Origin of the sequence: Bacteroides sp. 2_2_4, assembly GCF_000157055.1 — a bacterium.
GTDB lineage: Bacteria > Bacteroidota > Bacteroidia > Bacteroidales > Bacteroidaceae > Bacteroides > Bacteroides ovatus.
On the sequence record NZ_EQ973365.1, the window covers coordinates 76,202 to 101,805 of the forward strand.

Annotated in this window: 23 protein-coding genes and 1 pseudogene; 20 read left to right on the plus strand and 4 right to left on the minus strand. The window is 44.3% G+C overall.

Annotation, left to right across the window (positions count from 1 at the left end; translation table 11 throughout):
• The first annotated feature begins 470 nt into the window (after positions 1–470).
• Positions 471–1,599: pseudogene (locus BSCG_RS0127755) on the plus strand (OmpA family protein).
• 182 nt (positions 1,600–1,781) lie between these two features.
• Here the strand turns inward: BSCG_RS0127755 and BSCG_RS30070 are convergent.
• On the minus strand, positions 1,782–1,943 hold the full coding sequence (locus BSCG_RS30070) for a hypothetical protein (protein ID WP_004318703.1): 162 nt from the start codon (positions 1,941–1,943) through the stop codon (positions 1,782–1,784).
• Between the two features lie 259 nt (positions 1,944–2,202).
• Between BSCG_RS30070 and BSCG_RS06920 the strand changes: the two genes are divergently transcribed.
• The 12 genes from BSCG_RS06920 to BSCG_RS06875 all read left to right on the plus strand — a co-directional run bounded on the left by BSCG_RS06920 (position 2,203) and on the right by BSCG_RS06875 (position 16,758).
• Positions 2,203–2,829, plus strand: a complete 627-nt coding sequence (locus BSCG_RS06920; protein WP_004309917.1) for a TetR/AcrR family transcriptional regulator — start codon at positions 2,203–2,205, stop codon at positions 2,827–2,829.
• Positions 2,826–3,059 (plus strand): hypothetical protein, encoded by a 234-nt coding sequence (locus tag BSCG_RS28940; RefSeq protein WP_004318707.1) that lies wholly within the window; start codon positions 2,826–2,828, stop codon positions 3,057–3,059. Before BSCG_RS06920 ends, BSCG_RS28940 begins: the two co-directional genes overlap by 4 nt.
• A 56-nt stretch (positions 3,060–3,115) precedes the next feature.
• Positions 3,116–3,346, plus strand: a complete 231-nt coding sequence (locus tag BSCG_RS0127760; protein WP_004309916.1) for a hypothetical protein — start codon at positions 3,116–3,118, stop codon at positions 3,344–3,346.
• A 114-nt stretch (positions 3,347–3,460) separates the two neighbouring features.
• Positions 3,461–4,276 carry a zinc transporter ZupT gene (zupT, locus tag BSCG_RS06915; protein ID WP_004309915.1) on the plus strand — a complete coding sequence of 272 codons (816 nt, stop codon included), beginning with the start codon at positions 3,461–3,463 and terminating at the stop codon, positions 4,274–4,276.
• A gap of 213 nt (positions 4,277–4,489) precedes the next feature.
• On the plus strand, positions 4,490–6,856 hold the full coding sequence (locus BSCG_RS06910) for an efflux RND transporter permease subunit (protein WP_032849673.1): 2,367 nt from the start codon (positions 4,490–4,492) through the stop codon (positions 6,854–6,856).
• Between the two features lies 1 nt (position 6,857).
• Positions 6,858–8,612, plus strand: coding sequence for an ABC transporter ATP-binding protein (locus BSCG_RS06905; RefSeq protein ID WP_004309913.1), 1,755 nt, complete (start codon positions 6,858–6,860; stop codon positions 8,610–8,612).
• An 18-nt stretch (positions 8,613–8,630) separates the two neighbouring features.
• Complete coding sequence (locus tag BSCG_RS06900) at positions 8,631–10,373, plus strand: ABC transporter ATP-binding protein (RefSeq protein WP_008776839.1); 1,743 nt, start codon at positions 8,631–8,633, stop codon at positions 10,371–10,373.
• 39 nt (positions 10,374–10,412) lie between these two features.
• The gene (locus BSCG_RS06895) at positions 10,413–11,198 is read left to right on the plus strand and encodes an outer membrane lipoprotein-sorting protein (protein WP_004309911.1); all 786 of its coding nucleotides are present in this window, start codon (positions 10,413–10,415) and stop codon (positions 11,196–11,198) included.
• Positions 11,198–12,457 (plus strand): DUF1302 family protein, encoded by a 1,260-nt coding sequence (locus BSCG_RS06890; RefSeq protein WP_032849674.1) that lies wholly within the window; start codon positions 11,198–11,200, stop codon positions 12,455–12,457. Before BSCG_RS06895 ends, BSCG_RS06890 begins: the two co-directional genes overlap by 1 nt.
• 215 nt (positions 12,458–12,672) lie before the next feature.
• Positions 12,673–13,128, plus strand: coding sequence for an HU family DNA-binding protein (locus BSCG_RS06885; protein ID WP_004318713.1), 456 nt, complete (start codon positions 12,673–12,675; stop codon positions 13,126–13,128).
• A gap of 18 nt (positions 13,129–13,146) precedes the next feature.
• Complete coding sequence (locus tag BSCG_RS06880) at positions 13,147–15,489, plus strand: TonB-dependent receptor (RefSeq protein WP_004309908.1); 2,343 nt, start codon at positions 13,147–13,149, stop codon at positions 15,487–15,489.
• Between the two features lie 30 nt (positions 15,490–15,519).
• Entirely contained in the window at positions 15,520–16,758 is a 1,239-nt protein-coding gene (locus BSCG_RS06875) for a DUF5074 domain-containing protein (RefSeq protein WP_004309907.1), read from the plus strand.
• Positions 16,759–16,850: 92 nt separating this feature from the next.
• Here BSCG_RS06875 and BSCG_RS28945 read toward each other — a convergent pair whose 3' ends face one another.
• A complete protein-coding gene (locus BSCG_RS28945; RefSeq protein WP_004312979.1) occupies positions 16,851–17,066 on the minus strand; it encodes an IS3 family transposase in 216 nt (71 codons plus the stop codon).
• A gap of 947 nt (positions 17,067–18,013) precedes the next feature.
• On the opposite strand from BSCG_RS28945, the gene BSCG_RS06870 reads away from it, so the two are divergent.
• Positions 18,014–18,853, plus strand: a complete 840-nt coding sequence (locus BSCG_RS06870) for a hypothetical protein (protein ID WP_004309905.1) — start codon at positions 18,014–18,016, stop codon at positions 18,851–18,853.
• 303 nt (positions 18,854–19,156) lie between these two features.
• On the opposite strand, the gene BSCG_RS30075 is transcribed toward BSCG_RS06870, so the two are convergent.
• Both BSCG_RS30075 and yfcE read right to left on the minus strand, forming a co-directional pair.
• On the minus strand, positions 19,157–19,312 hold the full coding sequence (locus BSCG_RS30075; RefSeq protein WP_004309904.1) for a hypothetical protein: 156 nt from the start codon (positions 19,310–19,312) through the stop codon (positions 19,157–19,159).
• 1,491 nt (positions 19,313–20,803) lie between these two features.
• Positions 20,804–21,343 carry a phosphodiesterase gene (gene yfcE / locus BSCG_RS06865; RefSeq protein ID WP_004309903.1) on the minus strand — a complete coding sequence of 180 codons (540 nt, stop codon included), beginning with the start codon at positions 21,341–21,343 and terminating at the stop codon, positions 20,804–20,806.
• A 285-nt stretch (positions 21,344–21,628) separates the two neighbouring features.
• Between yfcE and BSCG_RS06860 the strand changes: the two genes are divergently transcribed.
• The 6 genes from BSCG_RS06860 to BSCG_RS28965 all read left to right on the plus strand — a co-directional run.
• Positions 21,629–22,564, plus strand: coding sequence for an amidoligase family protein (locus BSCG_RS06860; RefSeq protein ID WP_005680110.1), 936 nt, complete (start codon positions 21,629–21,631; stop codon positions 22,562–22,564).
• A complete protein-coding gene (locus tag BSCG_RS06855) occupies positions 22,561–22,788 on the plus strand; it encodes a hypothetical protein (protein WP_004309901.1) in 228 nt (75 codons plus the stop codon). The genes BSCG_RS06860 and BSCG_RS06855 overlap by 4 nt, the downstream gene beginning before the upstream one ends.
• 250 nt (positions 22,789–23,038) lie before the next feature.
• Complete coding sequence (locus tag BSCG_RS06850) at positions 23,039–23,818, plus strand: ParA family protein (RefSeq protein WP_008776844.1); 780 nt, start codon at positions 23,039–23,041, stop codon at positions 23,816–23,818.
• 11 nt (positions 23,819–23,829) lie between these two features.
• Positions 23,830–24,243 (plus strand): DUF3408 domain-containing protein, encoded by a 414-nt coding sequence (locus tag BSCG_RS06845; RefSeq protein WP_004309899.1) that lies wholly within the window; start codon positions 23,830–23,832, stop codon positions 24,241–24,243.
• Between the two features lie 4 nt (positions 24,244–24,247).
• On the plus strand, positions 24,248–25,000 hold the full coding sequence (locus BSCG_RS06840) for a hypothetical protein (protein ID WP_004309898.1): 753 nt from the start codon (positions 24,248–24,250) through the stop codon (positions 24,998–25,000).
• A gap of 451 nt (positions 25,001–25,451) precedes the next feature.
• Positions 25,452–25,604: DUF4134 family protein (locus tag BSCG_RS28965; protein ID WP_175285334.1), on the plus strand; the 153-nt coding region annotated here is incomplete at its 3' end.

A 25,604-nucleotide genomic window follows, 5' to 3' on the forward strand; every position in this document is an offset into this window, starting at 1 on the left:
CTTACATTTCATATTGCGAATATAATAATGTGTTTTATTTTTTGCATGGGCGATTAGGAATATTTTACCAATATAAATTATTCTTTAACTTATATGATTATAGCTCGCTATTTATATATATTTTTTATTGGGCCTAACAATATATAATTGCTTATTAGCATATTATATAATATGTATAATCGTAATAGTACAAAATAGCAGTAAGTTATTGCTATTCAGAGTAAAAGTATCAGTTCACTCGTTGTTGTTAAAAAATAAACTTGACTACCCTAAAGGTGTAAGTGTAAGTGCTTTTTTGAATTTTATCAAGGGTGTTAGATATGTGTTAGATTATTAATTGAACCATTTTTGCAAACTACTGATTATAAGTAAAATAAAAATCAATGTATTAGATTTATTCTTTTGTCCTACAACTAAAAAGCTCTGCAATCTTTTTACTTTTGCATTCGAAAAAAATAAAACAATAGATTATGAAGAAAATTGCTATTTTATTAGTTTTTACTTTGGGAACATTTATTGTAAATGCCCAATCAGTTGTAGAAGGAACAAAGTTTATGGACAATTGGTCTGTAGGAGTGAATGCAGGAGCAGTTACCCCTCTCACTCACGCCTCTTTCTTTAAAGGGATGCGTCCCGGTTTCGGAGTTGGAATATCCAAACAATTAACTCCTAGTTTTCGGTTTGGAATTTCAGGGAATGGGATATATCAATACAACTCCGAGTAAAACAGCTTTTGATGTTTTAGATGTCAGCTTGTTAAGTAAAATTAACTTAATAAATCTATTTGCAAGCTATCGGGGCAAACCTCGTTTGTTTGAGATAGAAGCTATTGCCGGAATGGGGTGGTTGCATTATTATGTAAATGGTAAAGGAGATGACAATTCATGGTCTACCCGTCTCGGATTGAATCTTAATTTCAACCTCGGTGAAACAAAAGCATGGACATTGGGAATTAAGCCCGCTATCGTATATGATATGCAAGGTGATTTTAATCAGGCAAAGAGTCGTTTCAATGCAAACAATGCAACATTTGAACTGACTGCCGGATTGACTTATCACTTCAAGATGAGTACTGGGAATCATTACTTTACTAAAGTAAAAGTCTACAATCAGAGCGAAATTGATGATTTGAATGTTGCTATTAATGCACTTCGCGAACAGGTGGGCAGTCGTGACAGAGAACTAAACAATGCTAACCAAAGAATTAGCGGTTTGCATAAAGAGTTGGAAGAATGTCGTACAAAGGTCGTTCCCATTGAAACAGTAGTCAAGACTGCCCGCGTTCCGGAATCTATCATTACTTTCAGACAAGGTCGCTCATCAGTGGATGCATCACAGCTACCAAATGTGGAACGTGTAGCCTCCTACATGAAGAAATATCCCGATTCAAAAGTCATTATTAAAGGGTACGCTTCTCCAGAAGGCAATGTTGAGATCAACGCAAAAATTGCTACCGCACGTGCAGAAGCTGTAAAAACAATCCTTGTTAATAAATACAAGATTAATACGTCTCGTATTACTGCCGAAGATCAGGGAGTAGGTGACATGTTTACCGAACCGGATTGGAACCGTGTAAGTGTATGTACTATCGAAGATTGATGTAATAAGAATATTTGGAGTTGTTGAAGGTAAATAAAAAAGGAAGCCCGAAATCTGAGGGCACTGAAAAAGTTCTTTTTCTCCGTTAGCTCCTCTTCTTATGAATTGGCTCCAAAGTTGCATGGCGTATGATAAATTTCATTTGCATGCAACTTTTCCTTATATTGGTAGTGAGTAATCGTCTATTGGTATACATGCACGCTGGCAACGACACTCTCAAAGGAGACTTTGAAAGAATGCAACTTCAGTCCGCTTTTCCCATCTGCTCCGACTACGGCTCGGAGGCTATCGTCCTTCTGATCTTTGACCAAAAGAACTTCTTGGTCTTTGATTTTTTTGCTCATATTACTATGTATTTAATGACGTCAGTAGCGGTTTACAGACAAAAGTAAACAAAAAAAAGTGAGTGCTAGAGATTGTAAATAAGTGAGTATTTGTAGCTTTGATATGATTAGGAGTAGCATATTGAAAGTTATAAATTTCATTTGCTGAATTACCATAAATGGGGAATGGTAAGTAAAAAAATCATCATTTTAAGGTATTGCAACCGAAAAAATATGTGACTAATTTTGCGTTATAAAATAAAGAATTATGTTCTGACCTATGCAAACAACGAAGGATTATATACGTAAGCTATTGCTGGAAACAGCGCAGAAAGCTTTTTTCGAAAAGGGCTTCAAGTCGGTGTCTATGCGTGAGATTTCTAAGTTGTCGGGCATTGGTCTGAGCAATATATACAATTACTATCCCTGTAAGGACGATTTACTGGTTGATGTGTTGCGTCCTCTTTTGGCTGCTATGTACAGGATGCTGGAAGATCACAACCGACCGGAGAATTTCTCCCTTGACATATTTATCTCAGATGAATATCATCGTGCATCTTTGCAGGAGCTTATGGGCATTATAACTCGTTACCGAAGTGAATTAAATTTGCTGTTTTTCTCTACGCAGCATTCTCGCCTCAAAGATTATTTGGAAGAGTGGATTGAGAAGAGTGCCACAATAGGGATGGAATATATGGAAAAGATGAGAAGACTCCATCCGGAACTACATACCGATATTTCTCCGTTCTTCATGCACTTCACCTGCTCTTGGTGGATTAATATGATGAAAGAGGTGGTGCAACATAAGGAACTTTCCTGCGAAGAGATAGAGTGTTTCATCAGTGAGTATATTCGCTTTAGCACGGGAGGATGGAAGAAACTCATGAATGTAAAGAATGAAAGATGAAGGCAGAACTATTGAAACATCCTGTCTGTCAAGAGATAACTAATCAAAACATCCGTTTCTCGTCTTGTCTGCAATGCAAGCCTTGCGGAAATGATTGTACGATTGTAAACAATCGAATCTCTTTTGTATTTGATTCCGAGACAATAGGCATCAGCTACCTTCTGCTCGACTCCACACCTATAGCCTGCATGGACAGATGCTGCAATCTTGTCAGGCAGCGTTTCGTTTGATGCAGGAGTTGGAACGCCGAGTCATTCCAGAAGAATCACTAAATAATAATCAGCATATGAGTATCATCAACATCATCAGCAACGACGAATTAACACTCGTACAAGGAGTCAACGGGCTTTTCTTCTGCGAGGAGTCATGGGTTACGCAAAGCAGGGCAGTCTCCCGTATCGGAAAGGTTTTGCCCAAAGAAATTATTGGGACGAAAGATCAAAGTACCAACATCGTACATCCGCAGACTGACCGAACTAAACTTAGTTGCCAAAAGCATGAAACGTCTTATTTCTAAATCTAACTGTTTCTCCTACCGAGCGAGCCGCCTGCAAAGAGCGGCTCGCTTTGCTTCTGAACAAAACAAACTTTTGTTCTCTTTTGACGCACTAACTTCCAATCCATCATAGCCATGTCTCAACCAGTACTTATAGCATTTTTCCTAACATCGTTTGCCGGTATATCCACAGGGATAGGCAGTGCGATTGCATTTTTTGCTAAGCGCACCAATACTTCATTCCTTTCTCTTTCATTGGGATTTTCAACAGCAGTAATGATTTATATGTCTTTCGCCAATCTGTTTGCCTCTTCTTTGCAGACTCTTGCCAATATACATGGCAAGGACGACGGAACTCTTCATTCCACACTTTCTTTTTTCGGGGGAATCGTATTGATTCTACTTATTGATAAGCTAATTCCTCACTACGAAAATCCACACGAAATGCATCGGGTGGAAGAAATGAGCTTAAAGGAAGAACGAAAGACTGAAATAAAGCCTCAATTATTACGCGTCGATGTAGTGACAGCCTTGGTGCTGGCAATACACAATTTCCCGGAAGGTATGGTTACGTTTCTTGCAGCATTGAAGGATATAAACATTGCTATACCTATTGCCTGTGCCATCGCCATACATAATATACCCGAAGGCATTTCCGTCTCCGTTCCGATCTATTATGCTACAGGTAATCGTAAACGGGCCTTTTGGCTTTCATTTCTATCGGGATTGGCCGAGCCGGTAGGAGCCGTCATCGGCTATCTTATCTTGGCACCATTCCTCAATGACCATGTTTTCGGCGTTATTTTCGGGATGATTGCCGGTATCATGGTATTTATCTCGCTTGATGAGTTACTACCCGCTGCCGAAGAATACGGTAAGCACCATCATACTATCTATGGTTTGGTAGCAGGCATGGCGGTTATGGCACTCAACCTGCTGATGTTGTGTTAGCAAGACTAAGTAATATAAAAAACATAAGTAAAAAAAAGAAAGAATATGAACACTTCTCACTCCTGCCGTTGTCACGTGCATGATGCCCACAAAGAGCATTCTTGTGTCCACGCACATTGTCACCATTATCATATGTAGCCCCAAAGTGGAAAGCTATTTCTCGTCACGCTGCTGAATGTGTTGAAATGAATGAACTTACCAATAACAAACGATATGAAAATAGAAAGAATCAATGACTGGTTTGCCCGTCAGGGCAGATGGATGGTACAAAAACGATGGCTTGTACTAAGCTTGTTTATCCTCGTCTTCGCCATAGGATTTACAGGGTTAAGATATTTCAAGGTGAGTGCTTCGTGGGAAGACTACTTCCTCGAAGACGACCCGATGCTTGTCAAGACCAAAGAATTCAAGGATATATTCGGCAATGACAATTTTGCCGCCGTACTGACCCAATGCGACAATTCGTTTATGAAAGAGAACTTAGAGCTCATCCGCGAACTCACGAACGAAATGATGGATAGCATTTCATACGCCGACAAAATCACTTCGCTCACTGACATCGAATTTATGGTAGGGAATGAAGAAGGAATGACTATCGAGCAGATAGTGCCTGACCTTATTCCCACTGATGCGGCAAGTCTGGAAACGATACGTCGCAAAGCCTATATGAAGCCACATATTGCCGAGCGGCTTGTCTCCAAAGATGGTACGCTCTCGTGGATTATTCTCAAGTTGCGTACCTTTCCTAAAGATTCAGTGTGGAATAAAGGTAAGAATGCCGTTTCTCCTGAAGTGCTAACGGGGAATGAGCTGGAGCATATCATCACTAAAGACAAATACCAAAAGCTCCATCCCAAAGGCACAGGCTTGCCCTACGTTACCGCCATGAAGATGAAATGGATTGGCAAAGAGATGCCCCGTGTGATGGGCATTGCCGCACTCGTTTCCATTCTTATTTTGTTACTCATAACACGCTCCCTACGGGGCGTTGTCGTTCCACTTATCACGGCGGCAGGCTCAATTGTGATTGTGTATGGACTGTTGGGATATGTCGGCATGACGATAGACAGCGGTATGATGATGATACCTATGCTGTTGGCGTTTGCCGTCTCGATAGCCTATAACATACATATCTTTTCCTATTTCAAACGGCAATTCCTTCTACACGGAGAACGTCGACGAGCCGTAGAAGAGACCGTGGGTGAAATGGGCTGGCCTGTGTTGTTCAGTGCACTCACCACCTTTGCCGCCCTGCTGTCGTTTCTCGCTATTCCGATGCAGCCCATGCGGTTCATTGGTATCGCTACCTCCTCGTGCGTGATGCTGGCTTTCTTCATTGCCATTACACTGATGCCCGTGCTGTTGAGTTTTGGCAAGAACGGCAAACCTCATCCCAAAGTGCAGGAAACCGGCGGACGGTGGCTCGACCATCAACTGGGGCGTTTGGGAGAAAGCGTACTCCGGCATGGCACATTGATCCTATGGATTGCAGGGCTGCTTACCGCAGCACTCATTTATCAATTCACCAAGATAGAGACCGCCTTTGACATAGAACGCACCATGGGACGTAAAATAGCCTATGTAAACAATCTGCTGGAAGTAGGTGAAAGCGAACTGGGATCCATCTACACCTACGACGTCATGATAGACCTGCCCGAAGACGGCTTGACAAAATCGCCGGCAATGCTTGTACGCTTAGACTCTCTGGCACAAAAGGCCGAAGGCTATAAGCTAACCAAGCGAACGACTACAGTGCTGAATATCCTAAAAGACCTGAATCAAACCCTGCACGAAGGAGATGCGGCTTATTATCGTATTCCGACGAATCCGGAAGAGGTGGCACAACTGCTGCTCCTTTACGAGAATGCAGGCGGTAGCGAAGCGGAATATTGGATCGATTACGACTATCGACGTTTGCGCCTGATGGTGGAGATCAGCAGTTTTGACTCCGGCGAGGTAGAACGAGAGTTGAACGATATTGCAGCCAATGCCGCCAGGCTCTTCCCCGAAGCTTCTGTCACTACAGTGGGTAGTATTCCGCAATTTACCGTGATGATGCAGTACGTGGCTCGCGGGCAGATGGTTTCATTTGCCATCTCTCTCCTTATTATCGGCATCCTAATGATGTTGGTCTTTGGCAGTGTACGCATCGGGCTTATCGGTTTGATACCCAATATCACTCCGGCTTTGGTGGTCGGCGGACTGATGGGATGGCTGGGCTACCCGTTGGATATGATGACCGCAACCATTATGCCGATGATCCTCGGTTTGGCTGTCGACGACACCATTCACTTCATCAACCACGGGCATTTGGAGTTCGACCGTCGAGGTAATTATCGGGATGCCATTCTCCGCTCGTTCCGTACGATCGGGACACCAATCATTCTGACCAGTGTCGTGATATGTGCGAACTTCGCTATTTACATGACTTCCGAAGGCCTCTCTTTTATACACATGGGTCTGCTCTCCGTAGCGGGTATCGTATCGGCACTCGTGGCCGACCTCTGCGTTACACCCGTGTTATTCCAAAAGTTCCGGTTATTCGGGAAAGAGATAGAAACCAATGAAACAATCAATTAATATGAATACATTAAAGAAACTTCAATTTTACATGGGCAAACGCAAGGTGCTTATGCCCATAGCCCTGACACTGTCGGGATTAAGCGGTCTGCTCTCGCTTATGCCGTTCATCTTCATTTGGCTTATCGTACGCTCGCTACTATTGACTGGCAGCGTTGCCTCAGGAATCCCTATCAACGTCTATGCATGGTGGGCGGTAGGCACAGCCGTTGCCGGCCTTGTCATTTACTTTGCCGGGCTGATGCTTTTGCACTTAGCGGCGTTCCGGGTAGAAACCAATATGCGACGTACGGCTATGAGAAAAATCATGCAGATGCCGCTTGGCTTCTTCGACCGGAATACCAGCGGACAGATGCGTAAGATTATTGATGAAAATGCTTCTGAAACCCACACGTTTGTCGCACATCTCTTGCCCGACCTGGCGGGGAGTTTTATAGCCCCGCTGTCGGTTATAATATTGATCTTCGTCTTCAACTGGCAACTTGGTCTGGCGTGCCTGATCCCCCTCACGGCGGCTGTCTTCATCATGACACGGATGAATACAACTGCTCAGAAGGCGTTCCAAAATGAATACCTCGGAGCACAAGAGCATATGAGCAGCGAAGCGGTGGAATACGTACGTGGTATTTCGGTGGTGAAAGTGTTCCAGCAAACGATATTCTCTTTCAAACGTTTTTACGACAGCATCATCGCCTACCGGGATTTAGTTACCAAATACACGCTGGGTTGGCAAAAGCCGATGTCACTCTACACGGTGGCCATCAATAGCTTTGCTTTCCTACTTGTCCCCGTAGTCATATTGCTTATCGGCAACAAAAGCGAAAACATTGCCCCCATCATCACCGATATGTTCCTGTATGTGCTGATTACTCCGGTGATAGCAACCAATGTGATGAAAGTGATGTATCTGCAACAAGATATGTTTCTGGCAGATCAAGCCATAAGCCGGGTGGAAAACCTGACGAGTAGCGAACCACTCCCAATAGCCGAAAATCCGGAGAAAATCACCGCTTGCGATGTGACATTCGAGAACGTTTCGTTTGCCTATCCCAATGCCGGTCAAAATGCCGTAGACGGTATCAGCTTCCACCTCCCCGAAGGGAAGACTTTTGCCCTTGTGGGGCAATCGGGAGGAGGGAAGACCACCATTGCCCAACTCATTCCCCGCTTTTGGGACGTATCAGCAGGTAGTGTGACGATTGGCGGAATAAATGTGAAAAACATTGCCAAAGACAACCTGATGAACCACATCGCTTTCGTCTTCCAGAATACAAAACTCTTCAAGACCTCTTTGCTGGAGAACATCAAATACGGTAATCCGGCAGCGAGTGATGAAGCCGTGCAACGTGCCATAGACCTTTCCCAAAGTCGGGAGATCATCGACCGGCTACCCAACGGATTGAACACGAAGATAGGAGTAGATGGAACATTCCTTTCGGGAGGGGAACAGCAACGCATTGTCTTGGCCCGGGCCATCTTGAAAGATGCGCCGATTGTTGTCCTGGACGAAGCAACAGCTTTTGCCGACCCCGAAAACGAACACCTGATACAAAAAGCCCTGCACGAGCTGAGAAAAGGAAAGACAGTGTTGATGATCGCCCATCATCTGACTAGCGTACAGGATGCCGACAAGATACTGGTGATAGCACAAGGCAAGATTGCCGAAGAAGGCACACACAGCGAGTTGATAGCCCGAAACGGCATCTATAACAGCATGTGGAATGAATATCAACGAACCGTGACATGGACGGTATAAACCTCAGGAGACAACATTATGAATATTAGTAAATATTTTCAACACAGATTCACCTTATCGGAAGACGGGGCAAAGACCTTTATAAAAGGGGTTATAGCTTCTCTTTTTCTCAACCTGGCACTGATGCTGCCGGTAATCTTCATCTTTCTGTTCATCACCGATTACCTGCACCCTGTTATCCAAGCCGGGAACAGCACGACGCACGGGCTCTGGTACTACGTGCTGACGGCTCTCTGTTTTATGACGGTACTCTTTGTGATTGCGATGATACAGTACAAGAGCACCTACACGAAAATCTATACCGAGAGTGCCAACCGTCGTATTGGCATTGCCGAGAAGCTGCGTAAATTGCCTTTGGCTTTCTTCGGAGAAAAGAATCTTTCGGATCTCACCGCTACGATGATGGAGGATTGTAACATGTTGGAAACCCTCTTCTCTCATACAGTTCCACAACTCTTCGCCTCTGTCATCAGCATTATCTTGATTGCCACCGGGATGTTCTTCTACAACTGGCAACTGGCCCTTGCTCTCTTTGGGGTCGTACCGGTAGCGACAACGGTCATCTTCTTAGGAAAAAGGCTTATGGATAAAGCTAATAAGGAGTACTATCACGTAAGGCGTGATACGACCGAGCTGATACAGGAAGGGCTTGAAGCGGCGCAGGAGATTAAATCGTACAACGGAGAGGCAGCCTATTGCGACCGTTTAGACAAACAGCTCGAGATATATGAAGCCACTCTGCAGCGAGGCGAATTTCTCGGAGCGGGGCTTGTGGGCAGTGCACAGTCTATCCTGAAACTTGGTTTGGCAAGCGTTATCATTGCGGGAGCTTATTTACTTGGTTTGGGCAGCATCGACATGTTCACTTACTTGGTCTTCCTGCTCGTTGTAGCCAGCATCTACAACCCCATCATGGACGTGTTCAACCATATGGCGACACTGATACTACTCGATGTGCGTATCGACCGCATACGTGAGATGAACGACATGCCCGCACAGCAAGGCGATGAGGATTGCACGGTAGAGGGTTACGACATCTGTTTTGACAAGGTCGATTTTGCTTACGAGACAAGCAAGCAGGTGCTGCGCAACGTCTCTTTCACTGCCAAGCAAGGCAAAGTAACGGCACTTGTGGGACCTTCGGGGGGAGGCAAAAGCACTTCGGCAAAATTAGCTGCCCGCTTTTGGGATATTCATGGCGGAAAGATCACACTTGGCGGACGGGACATCTCAAAAATAGATCCCGAAATGCTCTTGAAAAACTATGCCGTAGTCTTTCAGGACGTGTTGCTTTTCAACGCTTCCGTCATGGACAACATCAAAATCGGGAAGAAAGACGCTACCGAGGAAGAGGTGAAAGCGGTAGCACGTCTTGCCCGTTGCGATGAGTTCATCGCCCGGCTGCCCAACGGTTACGACACCTTGATAGGCGAAAACGGAGAATCGCTATCGGGAGGCGAACGCCAACGCATATCCATTGCCCGTGCGCTTCTCAAAGATGCTCCTGTCATCCTCTTGGACGAAGCAACGGCAAGTCTGGACGTAGAGAACGAAACGTTGATACAGGCCGGTATATCGGAGTTGATCAAGAACAAGACCGTCGTCATCATCGCACACCGTATGCGCACCGTTGCCAACGCTCATCATATCGTGGTGCTGAAAGACGGAACCGTCGCAGAACAAGGAGCACCCGACGAACTGCTTGCCCGAAACGGCGAATTTGCCCGCATGGTAGCACGGCAGAAGGAGACCGGAATATAAATCGAATCAATCAGAATCAATTATAAAGAAAAAGGACAAATGAAGAGATCAATCGCAGTAGTAGCCATGCTTGTGGTGGGGTTCGCTGCCACAACATGCGCACAAACGGGCAGAGAGATTGCCCAAAAGGTAAAAGACCGTCCCGACGGCGATACCCGTCGGTCTGAAATGGTTATGACGTTAATCAACAAACGCGGAGCGGTGCGCGAACGCAAGCTCATTTCCTACTCCATCGATGTGGGCAAAGAAAAGAAAGACCGCAAGAGCATCATGTTCTTCCAATATCCCGGCGATGTAAAGGGGACGGGCTTCTTGACGTGGGATTATGATGAGCTAAACAAGGACGATGACAAATGGCTCTATCTGCCCGCCATAAAGAAAACGCGCCGTATCAGCGGTTCGTCTGCCAAGCAAGACTACTTTATGGGTAGCGACTTTACCTACGACGACATGGGCAGCCGCAACGTGGACGAGGATACGCACACGCTCCTGGGCGAAGAAACCGTCGACGGACAGAAGTGCTGGAAACTGGAATCCTTGCCTAAGGACAAGCGTGATATTTACTCCAGGAAAACGGCCCTGATACGTCAGGACTGTCTGATACCTGTCAGGGTGGAATATTACGACAAGATGGGCAAGCTACACCGTCGTCTCGAGATGTCGGATATTGCCAAGGTAGAGGGCTTCTGGGTAGCCCGGAAGATGCACATGACCAACGTGCAAACCGAGCATCAGACGGTTCTCGAAATCAAGAATCCGACGTACAACATTCCCATGGAGGAGAGCAAGTTTAACGTGACCACGTTAGAGAAAGGCAGGTTCTGATGAAAGCGTTCAATCGTCTTTCCGCGGGGCTTTGCCTCTCGGTCTTTCTGTTTTGCCCCGTGCATGGAGTTTGGGGACAAGGAGCGGGCGAATCGTCGTGGCAGCTCAAAGGCCTTGTCGACACCTACCACGCCTTCCGCTCCGAAAAGCCGAACGATTGGATGTCTTCCCGTACCCGACTCAGGGGCGAGGTCGGCAAAAACTTCGCAGGCTCTTCGCTCTTCGTCTCGTTCAACGCTACCTACAACGCCTTGCTGAAAGAGCGCACCGGCTTTGAACTGCGGGAAGCATACCTTGACCATCGGCAGGAGCACTGGGGCTTTCGTCTCGGGCGACAACTTGTCATCTGGGGTGCGGCCGAAGGCGTACGTATCACCGACCTCGTCTCCCCCATGGATATGACCGAGTTCTTGGCGCAAGACTACGACGACATCCGCATGCCCGTCAATGCCCTGCGGTTCTTCGTCTTCAACGACAAGATAAAGCTCGAACTGCTTGCCGTTCCCACTTTCGAAGGATACAAGCTGCCCACCGATGCCGCCAATCCGTGGAGCGTGTTGCCTAAAGAAACACCCCGGTCCCTTGTCTGGGACGCGGAGGGAAGCCGCCCCGAGCTACGCCTCTCCAACGTAGAATACGGGGGCAGGCTCTCTTTCGCCCTGCCGGGGGTAGACTTCTCGCTTGCCGCGCTGCATACGTGGAACAAGATGCCCGTCATCGAGTACAAACCATCGGGCTCCCAACTTACGGTTTCGCCCCGATACTACCGCATGGGATTCGTCGGAGGCGATGTCTCAAAGCCCTTGGGACAGTTCGTGCTGCGCGGCGAAGCGGCCTTCAACCTCGGGAAGCATTTCAGCTACATACAGCAAGCCGCCTCCACCCCTCAAAAAGGATTCAACACCATCAATTGGTTGGTGGGGGCCGACTGGTATGCCCCTCATGAATGGACAGTGATGGCTCAGTTCTCTTCCGAGAGTATTTTCAAGTACGAAAGCTACGTCGCACAGCCCCGCCATAATTCGCTCCTTACGCTCTGCGTGTCGAAGAAGTTACTGGACAGCAACTTACAGCTTTCCGACTTCACCTATTTCGACCTCAACCACAAGGGCATAGTCAGCCGTTTCACGGCTGACTATGCCCTGAACGACCACATCCACCTCTTGGCAGGCTACGACTGGTTCGGAGGAAGCGAGGGTATGTTCGGCCCGTATAAGCACAATTCGGAAGTATGGGCAAAGGCTAAATACTGCTTTTGAGATCCACACCATTTTAATAACCATAAACAAAATTTGAAAAGATTATGAAGAAGACATACGACAGCAGTTAAAGAGAATGCGGACTTAAGCAATCGGAATCGTTTAAGTTAAACGGTGAAAGACGTTCCAATGGAGCGATCAAAGCCGTTTACTGAAGCTGTTTAAGTAGAACAGCAAAATTATTCAAAGTATAACCATCAAAAACATCAAAAGTCATGTTACTATACAACGTAAAAAAAGAAGAGATGCGCATCGGTAAACACAAGGGCAAAACCATGTATTACGCCTCTCCCATTGCACAAGACAAGATTACCACCAAGCAGCTAGAGGATCGGATTGTCAATGCCACAGCCCTGAGCCGTGCCGACGTGCGGTCAGCCATCACCGCCTTGGCGAAAATCGTACGTGAAGAGATGCTCAGCGGCAGAACCGTTGACCTGGCCAACCTCGGGTCATTTAAGGTTGTATCCAACGGGAAACGCGTGGAAACGGAAAAAGCCGTTACCGCCGAAACTCTCAAAACACCACGCATTCAGTTTTTTCCCAAACTCGAAATGCGCAATCAGGCAAAAAACGTACAGCATGTGGTGATACGTGAAAGCGAGGCCGGATCGGCTAAACCGAGTCCGAATCCCGGAGATTTGCCCGAAGCACCCGATTCTGCTCTTTAATATTCATAACAAGAAACAATGAAGCAGCAAGTATTATTTTTCTTTTTCACGCTGATGCTCACAGGTATCAGCGTGTCCGCCCAAACAGGTGGAGGACGGATTGCAGGCGTGGTCATCGACAATGCAGGCGAAGAACCACTGCCCGGCGCAACCATCTTCATCGAAGAGCTGAAAAAGGGCATTGTGACAGACGGGCATGGCGAGTTCTTACTTTCCGATGTTCCCGCAGCCACTTATACGCTTACTGTAAGGTTTATAGGCTACCACACGCAAACCCGCAAGCTCACGGTGGGTAAAGAGAGAGGGAAAAAAATCATCATCCGCCTGAAAGCCGAAGCAAAATCGTTGGACGAGGTGGTAGTGATGGGTAAGAGCGAAGCCCGTAAGTTACGGGAGCAGGCCATGCCCATATCCGTTATCAGCATGAACCAGATACAAGGAACGGTTAACAATGTACAAGACATTCTGGCAAAAACCGCCGGAATCACCGTGCGTGCCACGGGTGGAACGGGCAGTACCTCTCGCATATCGGTGCGCGGACTGGAAGGCAAACGCATCGGGCTTTTCATTGACGGGAATCCGATGAACGACAATTCCGATTTTATCGACATCAATGATATTCCGGTCGAAATGATCGACCGCATCGAGATATACAAAGGAGTTGTCCCTGCCAAGTTCGGAGGTTCTGCCGTAGGTGGTGCGGTCAATATTGTCATCAAAGAGTATCCGCCTAAATATTTGGACGTGAACTATTCTTACGGCAGTTTCAATACGCACAATGCATCCGTTGTGAGCAAGATGAACATTGCCCCAAAAGGAATCGAGTTCGGGCTGGGAGGTTTTTATACCTATGCCGACAACGACTACAAGATGAAGTCTCCTTTTCAAGAGGGGCTTACTATAACCCGCGATCACGACAAGTTTAAAAAAACAGTCATCGGCGGTAGCTTTAAGGCACGGAAGTGGTGGTTTGACTTGGTGGAGTTTGAACCCGTTTTCATACATACTTACAAAGATATACAGGGGATAGAATCGAACATCCGGCATGCACACAGCCATTCCAACGCCTTTATTTTCGCCAATAAGATGGAGAAAGAAAACTTCCTCTTAGACGGCCTGGACTTGGACTGGCAGCTGGGGTATATCTATACCGACTATCATTTTGCCGATACCGCCTCGCACCGCACACATTGGGATGGAACGCATTATCCGGCAGTTTCCGAATTCGGCGGCGAAATCGGCAAATGGGCTTCATTATTGACGAATGAAAAGCATCAATTGCAGCACAAATTGAATCTCAACTATCTTGTCAATGAGAACCATTCGGTAAACTTCAACTCTTTGCTGAAATACGCTCATGCCAACCCTCGTGATGGGATGAAGGACAAGGTCATAGGTTATCGTACCGACTTTCCAAGCAATATGTTCAGTTGGGTGGCAGGCTTGAATTACGACTATCGCACCTCGAACGATAAGTTCCTTAACTCTTTCAACGTCAAGTATTACTACTACTCGATGAAAACGCGGATGGCAAGTGTCCTGGTAAAGACAGCAGAGGATATAGACACACACAAGAATGATTTCGGCATCAGCAATGCACTTCGCTACCGCATCACACCCAGTCTGATGGCAAAAGCTTCGTTCGGATATGATGTAAGGCTTCCATCGGAAGAGGAACTGTTGGGTGATGGATACGTGATAGCTCCTGCCGGCAATCTCACTCCCGAACGCAATATAAGTGTCAACATAGGAATGTTATTCGATTTAACTGGAAAAGCCTCCTCTAACTTACAGATTGAACTGAACGGATACTATATGCATCTCAAAGACATGATTCGCTTTACGGGCGGATTCTTGCAGTCGCAGTATCAGAACTTCGGCGAGATGCGGACTCTTGGTATGGAAGCAGAGGTGAAAGCCGACATGACACGGTGGCTCTATGGCTATGTGAACGCCACTTACCAAGATCTGCGAGATGTGCGTAAGTATGAACAAAATACAACTGTTGCCAACCCTACCAAAGGTAGCCGTATGCCCAATATACCCTATCTGATGGCAAACGCAGGATTGGAGTTTCACAAAGAAAATCTGTTCGGAGGCAGCGGGATGAATACGCGCATATTCACCGATGCTTCATTTGTGGAAGAATATCTGTACGACTTCGAACAAAGCCAATTCCAGCAGCATCGCATACCTCGAGCCCTCTCGTGCAATATAGGCTTTGAGCAAAGCTTTGGCAATGGGCGCTACTTCATTATGGGAAAAATAAACAACCTGACCGATACAAAAATGATCAGCGAGTTTAACCGTCCTTTACCCGGACGTAGCTTCACTATCAGATTCAGATACGTATTTAAGTAACAAATTAACAATCATTAAACAAAAAAAGAAATGAAAAAGAATGTATTTTTTGTAGCAGCGATATTCGCTGCATTGTGCCTTAACTCATGTGACAAGAATGATCCGGACAATCCTATTGCAGGAGGTTCGGGAAAGATTCTCCTAACAACAGCCCTACCCAATGCAACAGGTATGGATGGAACGGTTTATATGCAACTCATTGATGAGCCTGTATTAGGCAAGACGATGGCTACCAATAACAACAATGGTATAAATGTTCCCTTTGGCAGTTCTTATCCTATGATAATAGGTCAGGAAGTCTATGTCTTCCCAAGCTATCATTTGACAATGGACAAAAACGAACTGATTAAATACCGTCGCACGAATGGAATTTTACAAAGAGAGGGAAGCTTGCAATTGCCTGCCAATAACAGTGCCAACAATCTTGTCAAACTATCTTCCACAAAAGCCTATCTATCGCTTGCCGGACTAGGACTGATTTACATATTTAATCCCGAAACGATGCAGAAGACAGGAGAGATCAACCTGACCTCTTTGGGTATTCAAGATAATAATCCGGACATCGGAATCATGATTGAGCGTGACGGATATGTGTTTGCTGGTCTAAGCCAGATGGTGGGAGGTTGGACAAGCCCTGAGAATTACAAACAAGCAGATGTAGCCGTCATTGACACCAAGACGGACAAGTTGGTCAAGATGATTTCAGAGAAAACCAGTGGTTTTTCTCAAGCCACACGTCCGATCGACCCCAAGTCTTTATTCATGGATGAAAAAGGCGATATATACATTTCTTGTCTCGGGAACTTCGGAATGGTGGCAGGTCATAAGGCCGGCATACTTCGGATTAAGAAAGGAGAAACAGACTTTGATCCAACATACCATTGGACGATAACCGGAGCTTCTATCGAAGGAGAAGAGAAAGTGGCTGGTTTTGCCGCTTCAATTTGTTATGCAGCCAATGGCAAAGCCTACGGATACATTGATATTCCCGGTTATTACAAACCAGGAGAAACGGGACATGGCGCTATAGCGAGCCGAGCTGTAGTCTTTGATTTATACAATCAGAAGATGAAGAAAATAGAAGGATTGGATTTGTCCAATGGCTATGGCGTGTTAGTGTCTAAATATAAAGACGGTTTGGCAATCGCCAATGCTTCAACGACAACAAAAGGCATCTATTATCTCAATCCTCAGACAGATAAGATTAATCCTATTCCTATGATAACCACCATAGGAAATCCCATGGCTATAGAGTGGTTCGGCAACTAAACTTATAACGCGAGTTCGGGATAGCCTCCTTCCAAAAATAAAGAGGGTGTCCGACTGATGAAGTGACCCCAAAAATTTGGACTGGTTAAACACTATCCAGTTATAGAAAGAGTTCGGTATTGTACTGGACTCTTTCCTTTTAACCGGGACTTAATTCTTTTATTATTATAATAATCTATATATCCTTCCAAAGCCTTTGTGAAGTCTTCCGGAGACTCGAACTTTTCAGCGTATAGAAGTTCAGATTTCATAATTCTGAAAAAATTCTCCATCATAGAGTTGTCCAGACAGTTTCCCTTTCTCGACATACTTTGAATTATATGATGCTCTTCAAGCCTTTTCCGATATCCGAAGTGTTGGTATTGCTAACCTTGATCAGAATGAAGTACGAGTCCGTCAAGGTTATCACACTTATCAAATGCTTTATCGAGCATGTCATATACTTGTTCAAGATGAAGTGCACCCTCTTACATTTTATTTTTTTAGGAATATCCCCAAATAACTTGATGTCTGCTTTAACGATAGAACCTGTTAGGTGTTTGCAGCGGACATCACCATAACCCATTGCCATTACCACTACTTCTTGCAGTTGTTGTGAGCCCTCTCTTAAGTTGATGAAAAACTTCCGCTAATTGTTTACCGGAACTTCTTGTGTTTGATAACCAATGAATGAAATGACCAAGGTTTCTTCGGAAGATACATTGGCTAATGCAGTCGGTGATACAACCGTTGCTTGTACCTTTTACGAAGACTGACGCACCGGTAACCAGACCGAAATCATCATTCACGGTACCGGAAATGCTTAGCTAGAAATAGCTTGTGAGCTGATTCTATTTTAAAATATAAATGTTAGTTTTATGTTAGATAATTCCGGATACTTTAATCTTAAGAATTTGATTATAATACATATATAAATTTATTTGTTAGATTTAAAGTTTTTTTTTATAACTGTAAAATACAGATTTAGCCTTATATTTACAATATGATATTATTGATTTTATCTAGTAAAAAAGCTTTTGCATTATAAGGACATTCAATTCTTCTTCCAGAATTGTAGTATATGTTTTATAATCATACCAATAAGATAAAAAAGATAATGGTCAAAATAAAGCTCTCAAAACAAAATACTTGTTGTTCAATTATCTTATAATAGTAAAAATGAATTTGTTGATTCCGCAAAAGAGTTTGTATCAGATGTTGAGGTTTCAACAATATTAAATATTACTTTTATTTATAGTAACTAATTTGCATTAATATGAGAAAGGTATTTATTCTTTTGTTTATTTCTTTAGCATTGTTATCCTGTCAAAAAGAGGAAAACAATAGAAAAACAGAGTATCAAGTATTAACAAGTAAGGACGCATCCAAACCGTTTAGCTGTCTTGGAGAGAAACGTATTATTACGATTACGATTATAAAAAAAACATTAATAGATGATGTTTTAAGTTCAGAGGTTCCGATTATTCCCAGGGATGTTTCGGTAGAATTTGATAAAACTCTTTTTTCTGATATAGAAACAAAAGTGGAGGGCGATCAGGTAGTATTAAATATAACCTCAAATATTAATAAAGAAGATAAAATTTTGAATGCTGATTTACAGATTTCTTACTCTACTATTAATGGCATAAAAGTAGAAAAAATTCCACTAATTATAGATAAAGGAAAGTTGACATTTGTGTATAAAATCCATTCGGAACAGAATCCTTTTATTCTACCAGCTGAAGGTGGTAGATTTGAGTCACCTTTTACTTGTAAAAAACAGACATATTTGAATGGCCAGTTTATAGAGGAAACTTATTCATCATTAAACGGATTGAGATTTAAAACGATAAGTAGTGGTAATGTCTGGTTCCTTACAGTCAGAAAAGACGGAGAAAAAATTGGTTTTTACAAATTTTCTTTTGTGGGAGAAGGACCATATAACCAAAAAACAGATCCAGAGTGCTATTTTAACATATATACCCATGATGCAGATTTAATTACAGATAATCCTACAGAAATATTCAGACAAGATTTTATACAACCCCAGACCCCGGGTGAGGATTATTATAAACCTTCCCGGTCCTCTTATAAACATGGCACTTTTGACTTTTAACGTATTCAGTATTAACCTTAATTATATTAATTATAAAACAGTATACACGTTTGTTGATTTTGACAATTATGTTTTTAACTTCATATTTCGATGACAGAGAAGTAATGAAACAAGAATCTTCGCCACCATCTTTAGTAAAAAAAACTCGGCTTATCGTAACTAGTGTATATTCACTACTTTCTATATACTAATGCACTTCTTAATGTAGGTTATGTAGTAATTCATTATTTGAAAGCTGATAAAATATTTTTTTTTGAATATTTTATCAGCTTTGTATATTGCATAATATGATATAAATGAGATTTATTTTTGCTGCCTCTTGGCACGCAGCATTTCTGCCGCCTTCATTTCCGTCCAACGCTCGAAGTCCTCCACCTCTTTCCTTATTTTCCGTATCAGTTTCCTGTCCCTGTTCCACTCGAAGCAGTTCTCCAGTATGTCAAGCACCTTAGCGTCCATTCCCCCGTCACAGACAGCTTCCCCAACAAAACCCGTTAAATCATTGTGTTAATATATATTTCATGTATCTTTGCGGCATAGATATCTGTTGTGAAACAGAAATCTGCTTATATTATTCTTGCTTGTGACAAGCCGGAATCTTATAACTTAGTACAAAATAAAAAAATAAAAGAGGAGAGCTTCCGTTCTATGGAGCTCCTCTCACTTTTTATCTCTAGTGCCCGACTGCCTTTTATCTTTCTACTTTCCCAAAAGGAGTATCCTTCCCGCCAGCATACAGCACAGCGAAAACAGTATAGCCACTAAATTCTTCTCATTTGTGCAACCCCTTCTGTATTCATCTTCCAACCTTGTATATCGCTACCGAGATAGAAAATGGACAGATGCACAGCTGGTACGTCAATTATCAATACCAATATATACCAGTTCATACGTTCTCCCCAATAAAAAGATCCCCTAATTTATTTCTAGTTCACAGTCCAAATTTATACTTTCCTGTAAAATACAGGATATAGTCAAGTCTTCAAAGTTTTTCCCCTAAAGACACAGAAATATTACAAAAATCAATTATCACATTATATCTTATTTCTGATGATACAAAAGGAGATGGCAATCTATTTTTTAATTCTTTAGATGACATAAAGAATGCCTTTAAAATTAATTATTCAGAATCTAATTTGGGATTTCCTATTTTTTGTAAGGGATATTACAAAAAACAATTCCGTTTTTACTTTAACTATAAGTTCTGGTAGGGACCATCCAAACATGTTACCAGACCAACAAGACCAAGGGGAAGAGTTTAGAAGGATGTATTACAGCTACTAAAGATGATAAATGCCAAAACCAAATTCATTGCAATTGGAATTGGGGTAACAGTTATTTTTTATTTTTAGTTCAATCAAGCCGGGAAGAATGATTAATAATAAAAGAATCAAGTCTTTAAAGGAAGATATCAATAAATAACTCTTGCAACATGCAGTTTCTTTCTGGCTGAATTTGCGACTCTGGAGCTATATTCTGAGGAACGGTTTGGCGGCGGAATATGCCGTTAAACCGTCCGGTTTTCGTTAAACGAAAACACAACTTGCTGTCCCCTCTACGGGGACAACGTTTTTAAGTAGAACTGTAGATTGCCCCGACTGGTGCCTCCCTCCCGATGGTAACCTCTCCCGATTTCGGTCTGCTTCTTCAGGAAAGTTGGCGTTTTTTACCAATATTCCGGAGGCGGAATAGGCTGTAGCTTCCTGTAATAGTAGAGCATTCTACGATTATCCGACACATCAGATGGCTTCTTTTTCGTGATAATTGAATATTCAGAGAACTGAATATTTTGATAATCGGATAATCCGAATACTATTATATCTGTAGTCTCTTGGAATGTTACACAGTGACAACTGAATAATTGGCGTTTTGGATATTGCTATATTTGTATAATGGATAAGCAATTATAAAAGGCTACAATTATAATAGGCTGTTATTATACATTCCCCATCAGAGAGAAAGTTCCTTGAGCCTGCTGCCGTCCAGCCGGTGAACGGATACCGTACCGTCACAGTAAATAGCGAATGTTGGCATGTTCCCGTCCTTCGGGAAAGTGATGGAGCCGGTATTGCAGACCGCTGTATGCTCAGTCCGTTCAAGTTTCCACCGGTGGGTGTGACCATAAAAAAGACAATCGAACCTTCCCTTCGGCAGTCTGTCCTCATTGTAGATATGTCCGTGGGTGAGAAAGAAACGTTTTCCATTATCCACCAACAGGGTGTAATCGGACAGGATGGGAAAGTCCAGCAGCATCTGGTCCACCTCCGAATCACAGTTTCCACGGATGGCGACAATCTCACCGGCCATCGCATTGAGACGTTCTGCGATCCCTTTCGGGTCAAGTCCTTGAGGTATCCCGTTCCGGGGACCATAATTCAGGATATCTCCCAAAATACAAAGCATTCCGCATTGCTGCTCCCTGTAAAATGCCAGCACTTGTTCCAGTGCCGGTAACGAGCCATGTATGTCGGACACAATCAGGTATTTCATCATAATCTATTCGTTACGGGTTAAGTTTTCAATGCACAAAAATAAGCATAATTATCTAATCTCCCTAACCGGGGAAACGATGAGAAAAAAAGACAGGTTCCCTGAACTGTAGATTGCTGTATTGCTGTCCTTGTAGATTGCTGCAATGTTATAATCGGATACATAAAATAAGGGTATTTAGCCTTAGCTAAACTAAGCTAACAGTCTGACAATAAGGCTTCTAATACTATGACATGTGGGTTTATTATGCTACCTTAGTGGTATAATAATAAAGGATAAAAAGCTATGAACGAACAAGTTAGAAATATCTTAGAACAGAGTACCACCAAGACGAGCAAGATTGAGCAGCTGCTCCGTCTGGGCCTGATGCGCAGGGAAATTGCCGATTTGGTGACACGTGGCAACTATGGTTTTGTATATAATGTTGAGAAGAAAATGCTTGAAAGAGAAGGTGGAGTCTTGCTGAACAGGGCAGCAACCACCCTGATGGATTACACCTTCACCCACAAGTTCGGTATTGAGATTGAAGCCTATAACTGTAATATGGAAAGACTGGCACGCGAATTGAGGGAGGCCGGTATCCATGTTGCCGTTGAGGGTTATAACCACACGACCAGGGATCATTGGAAGCTGGTGACGGACAGCAGCCTGCAGGGAAATAATACTTTCGAGCTGGTCAGCCCGATACTGGTGGGTGAGAATGGCCTGAAAGAGCTGGAAACGGTATGCTGGGTGCTTGACATCTGTAATGCAAAAGTGAATGACAGTTGCGGGTTCCATGTCCATATGGATGCGGCTGGTTTCAATCTGGACACCTGGAAGAATCTGACTTTGACCTACAAGCATCTCGAACACCTGATTGATGCCTTTATGCCAAGGACACGCCGGAACAATACCTACTGCAAAACCCTCTCCGGTGTTTCCGACGAGAGAATCAAATCGGTAAGGACGATAGACGGCCTGCGGGAGGTCTTTAATAATGACCGATACCACAAGGTCAATTTTGAGGCTTATTCTAGGCACCGGACCGTTGAGTTCCGCCAGCATTCCGGTACGACCAATTTCACAAAGATGGAGAATTGGATCCGGTTCTTGAACGGATTAATTACCTTTGCGAAAAGATCCAGCCTTCCCAGCCGGATGACATTGGAGGAGTTACCCTTCCTGGACGGGAAACAGAAATTATTTTTTAAACTTAGAACTAAAAAGTTAGCGGTATGATACAGACTTATCATTTGCTGGATGGCGGTCAGATAACCGCCGCCAGCCCGGAAGAGTTCGTCCGGCTGCTCCGTGAGGGGAGCCGGTTCGACTATGATTGCACGGATCAGGAGTATATGGAGAACTTTGCCCGGCGTTACGGGGAGCTGCATGGCGTGTCAGTTGCCACCGATACCCCTGAACATTTCCTGACGGACTTGCAAGCCGCCGGTTACGTCCGGTAACCGGTATCGCTCCTTTATTATTAGTCCCTGCTTCAAAGATGAGGCAGGGATTTTTCTTTTTTCATTGCAACCTTTCCTGTCTGCCTGACGGCGTTTCCTCCTGTCAATTCCTGACTATCCATGACTATCCGTGACAGGGTATTTCATCTTTTCCCGGCATTCCTTTCTTTTGCAGTGTAGAACGATATACAATTATAAGCATTACAGTTTTACAGCATTATATTTTTATCTGATTATATAAAGAAAGCGTATGAAAAAAGAACCGTTATTAATTGCCTTTGCCAGCCAGAAAGGAGGAGTCGGAAAGTCTGCCTTCACAGTTCTGGTGGCCAGTATCCTTCACTACCAGAAAGGTTTGAAGGTGGGTGTCGTGGATTGCGACTCCCCCCAGCACAGCATCTCCCGGATGCGTGACCGGGACATAGAAAGCGTGCAGGAAAGTGATTTTCTCAAAGTGGCCCTCTACCGGCAGCATGAACAAATCCGGAAACGTTCCTATCCGGTAATCAAAAGCAATCCGGAGAAAGCGATAGAAGACCTGTACCGCTACATCGAAGAGCAGGATGCCGTCTTTGATGTCGTACTGTTCGACCTTCCGGGAACCCTCCGCAGCGAAGGGGTTGTCCATACCATTTCCGCAATAGATTACATTTTCATCCCCCTAAAGGCCGATAATGTCGTCATGCAGAGTTCCCTCCAGTTTGCCGAGGTGGTGGAGGAAGAACTGATTGCCAGGCACAACTGTAACCTGAAAGGCATCTATCTTTTCTGGAACATGGTCGACAAGCGTGAACGGACAGAAAGCTACGAGTCCTGGAACCGTGTCATACAAAAAGCGGAGTTACACCTGCTGGAGTCACGGATACCGGATACCAAACGCTATAACAAGGAGTTGAGCTCCCTGAAGAACAGTATCTTCCGTTCCACACTGTTCCCTCCCGACAACCGCCAGATAAAAGGTTCGGGTCTCTGTGAACTGATAGAGGAGTTATGTGCCGTAACACATCTGGATGCCTCCCATACCTTATAATAAAAGGAATTATGGACAGCGGAAAAAAGAAATTTGACCCTCGGAGCATTGATGAGAAGGCCATATTGGATATTGTCGCCAGGAAAGGGACGATACGACCGGACTCCCCTGCAACGAGTGTATCCCCTAAGCCGGAGGATACGGCAGAGGAGATTGCCGGGAGTAGCGAAGCTCCGGTCTTTACCACCGGGGAAATCGACGCTTACAGGGCATCCTTCCTGAATACGGTCAGGACCAAATCCCGTAAATCATTGCATATCGATGCCGACCTGCATCGCCGCATCTCTTCCTTGGTATGGGCGGTGGGACGTGGCGAGGTGACCGTAGCCGGTTTTGTAAACCAGGTGCTGGCACATCATTTCGAAGAGAACGGCGGATTGATAAACGCTGTGCTGGAGAAGTATTACCAATCACTAAAATCATAAGGACATGGAATACCTTTTTATTATCCTGTTCATCTATGCCTCTTACCTGAGCATTGAAAAGTATGTGCATACAGGCAGCATTTTCACATGGAGAGGCAGAAAGGACAAGAAGGAACGTCGGACTGCACCTGCCGCCATCCATCCGGCAATTGCTCCGTCTCAGGCGGGAATAATAGGCAAAAGCCGATACCAAATGCGACATTCACTGACAATAGATGACAATAGCGGACAGCCTGAATCAGGCATAGAAAAGAGTGATACCTTTACTCCCGAAAAGAAAACAGAGCCGGTTCTCCGAGTACACGAACCCCTTGATAAGAATACGAAATTCCCGGAAGTTCCGGCTCTTTTTCAAAAACTGAATTATCCTGAAATTGATTATATGCAGGAGCCCTCTCCTTCTTCCGGTGAAGAAAAAGAGGAGATTCCCGAACGCTACGAGATTACGGGATACGTACAGCGGAGCAATCCCCACCGGGCAACCGGTGTCACCTTTGACGATATGGATATGATTGAGAAAGCAATGGCATCGGACGAACTTACGGAAGCGGAACAGGAACAGGCCCGGCAGACTTTCCAAAAGCTGGAAGGCACGAACATGGAAAGGGTACTGCAGGCGAGCGTCTTGGGAAGCAGCGATAAACTGAAACGCTATATGCGTTTGTATGTAGACCGGGGTGAACCCCATTTATTGACTGGAAAGAATAGGGACGACATTCTCCGGGAATTTGATATTACGGAGCATGTGCCCCAATAAAATAGAACAAGTAAGGAATATGAGACAGTATTATGATTCCGGTTGATCCGGGTGCAGCGAGTTTTAAAACAGAATGTATAACCTAAAAAGACGAAAAAGCATGATAGATTTCTTTGACTCCGGTTGATCCGGGCAGGACGGGTTCTTGAAACGTAGTGTATAACCTGTTAAAAGGAAGATATAGATATATGAGAGGCTTCTATGATTCCGGTTGATCCTTACCCTTTACCGGAGCGAACATTAAAAGAGTGATTAACCCCTTAAAAACGGAGGTATCTATGATTGGTTACTATGACTCAGGTTGATCCTAAAAAGACATCGTGGTTGCAAGGACAAATCCGCAGGCAGGAAACTTCCTGCGGTTTGTTTGAAACAAGGTTTTTATTCACATTAAAAAATTAGATTGTATATGAAAAGACATTTTAAAAAGACGGTTGCTCTTATCGCATGAATAGCTGTTTCCACCCTGAGTGCCTATGCCGAAGGGGACGGAAGTGCCGGTATAACAAAGGCCACATCCATGCTTACCGGTTATTTTGACCCCGCCACCAAGTTGATATATGCGGCAGGGGCTATTGTGGGGCTGATAGGTGCCATTAAGGTA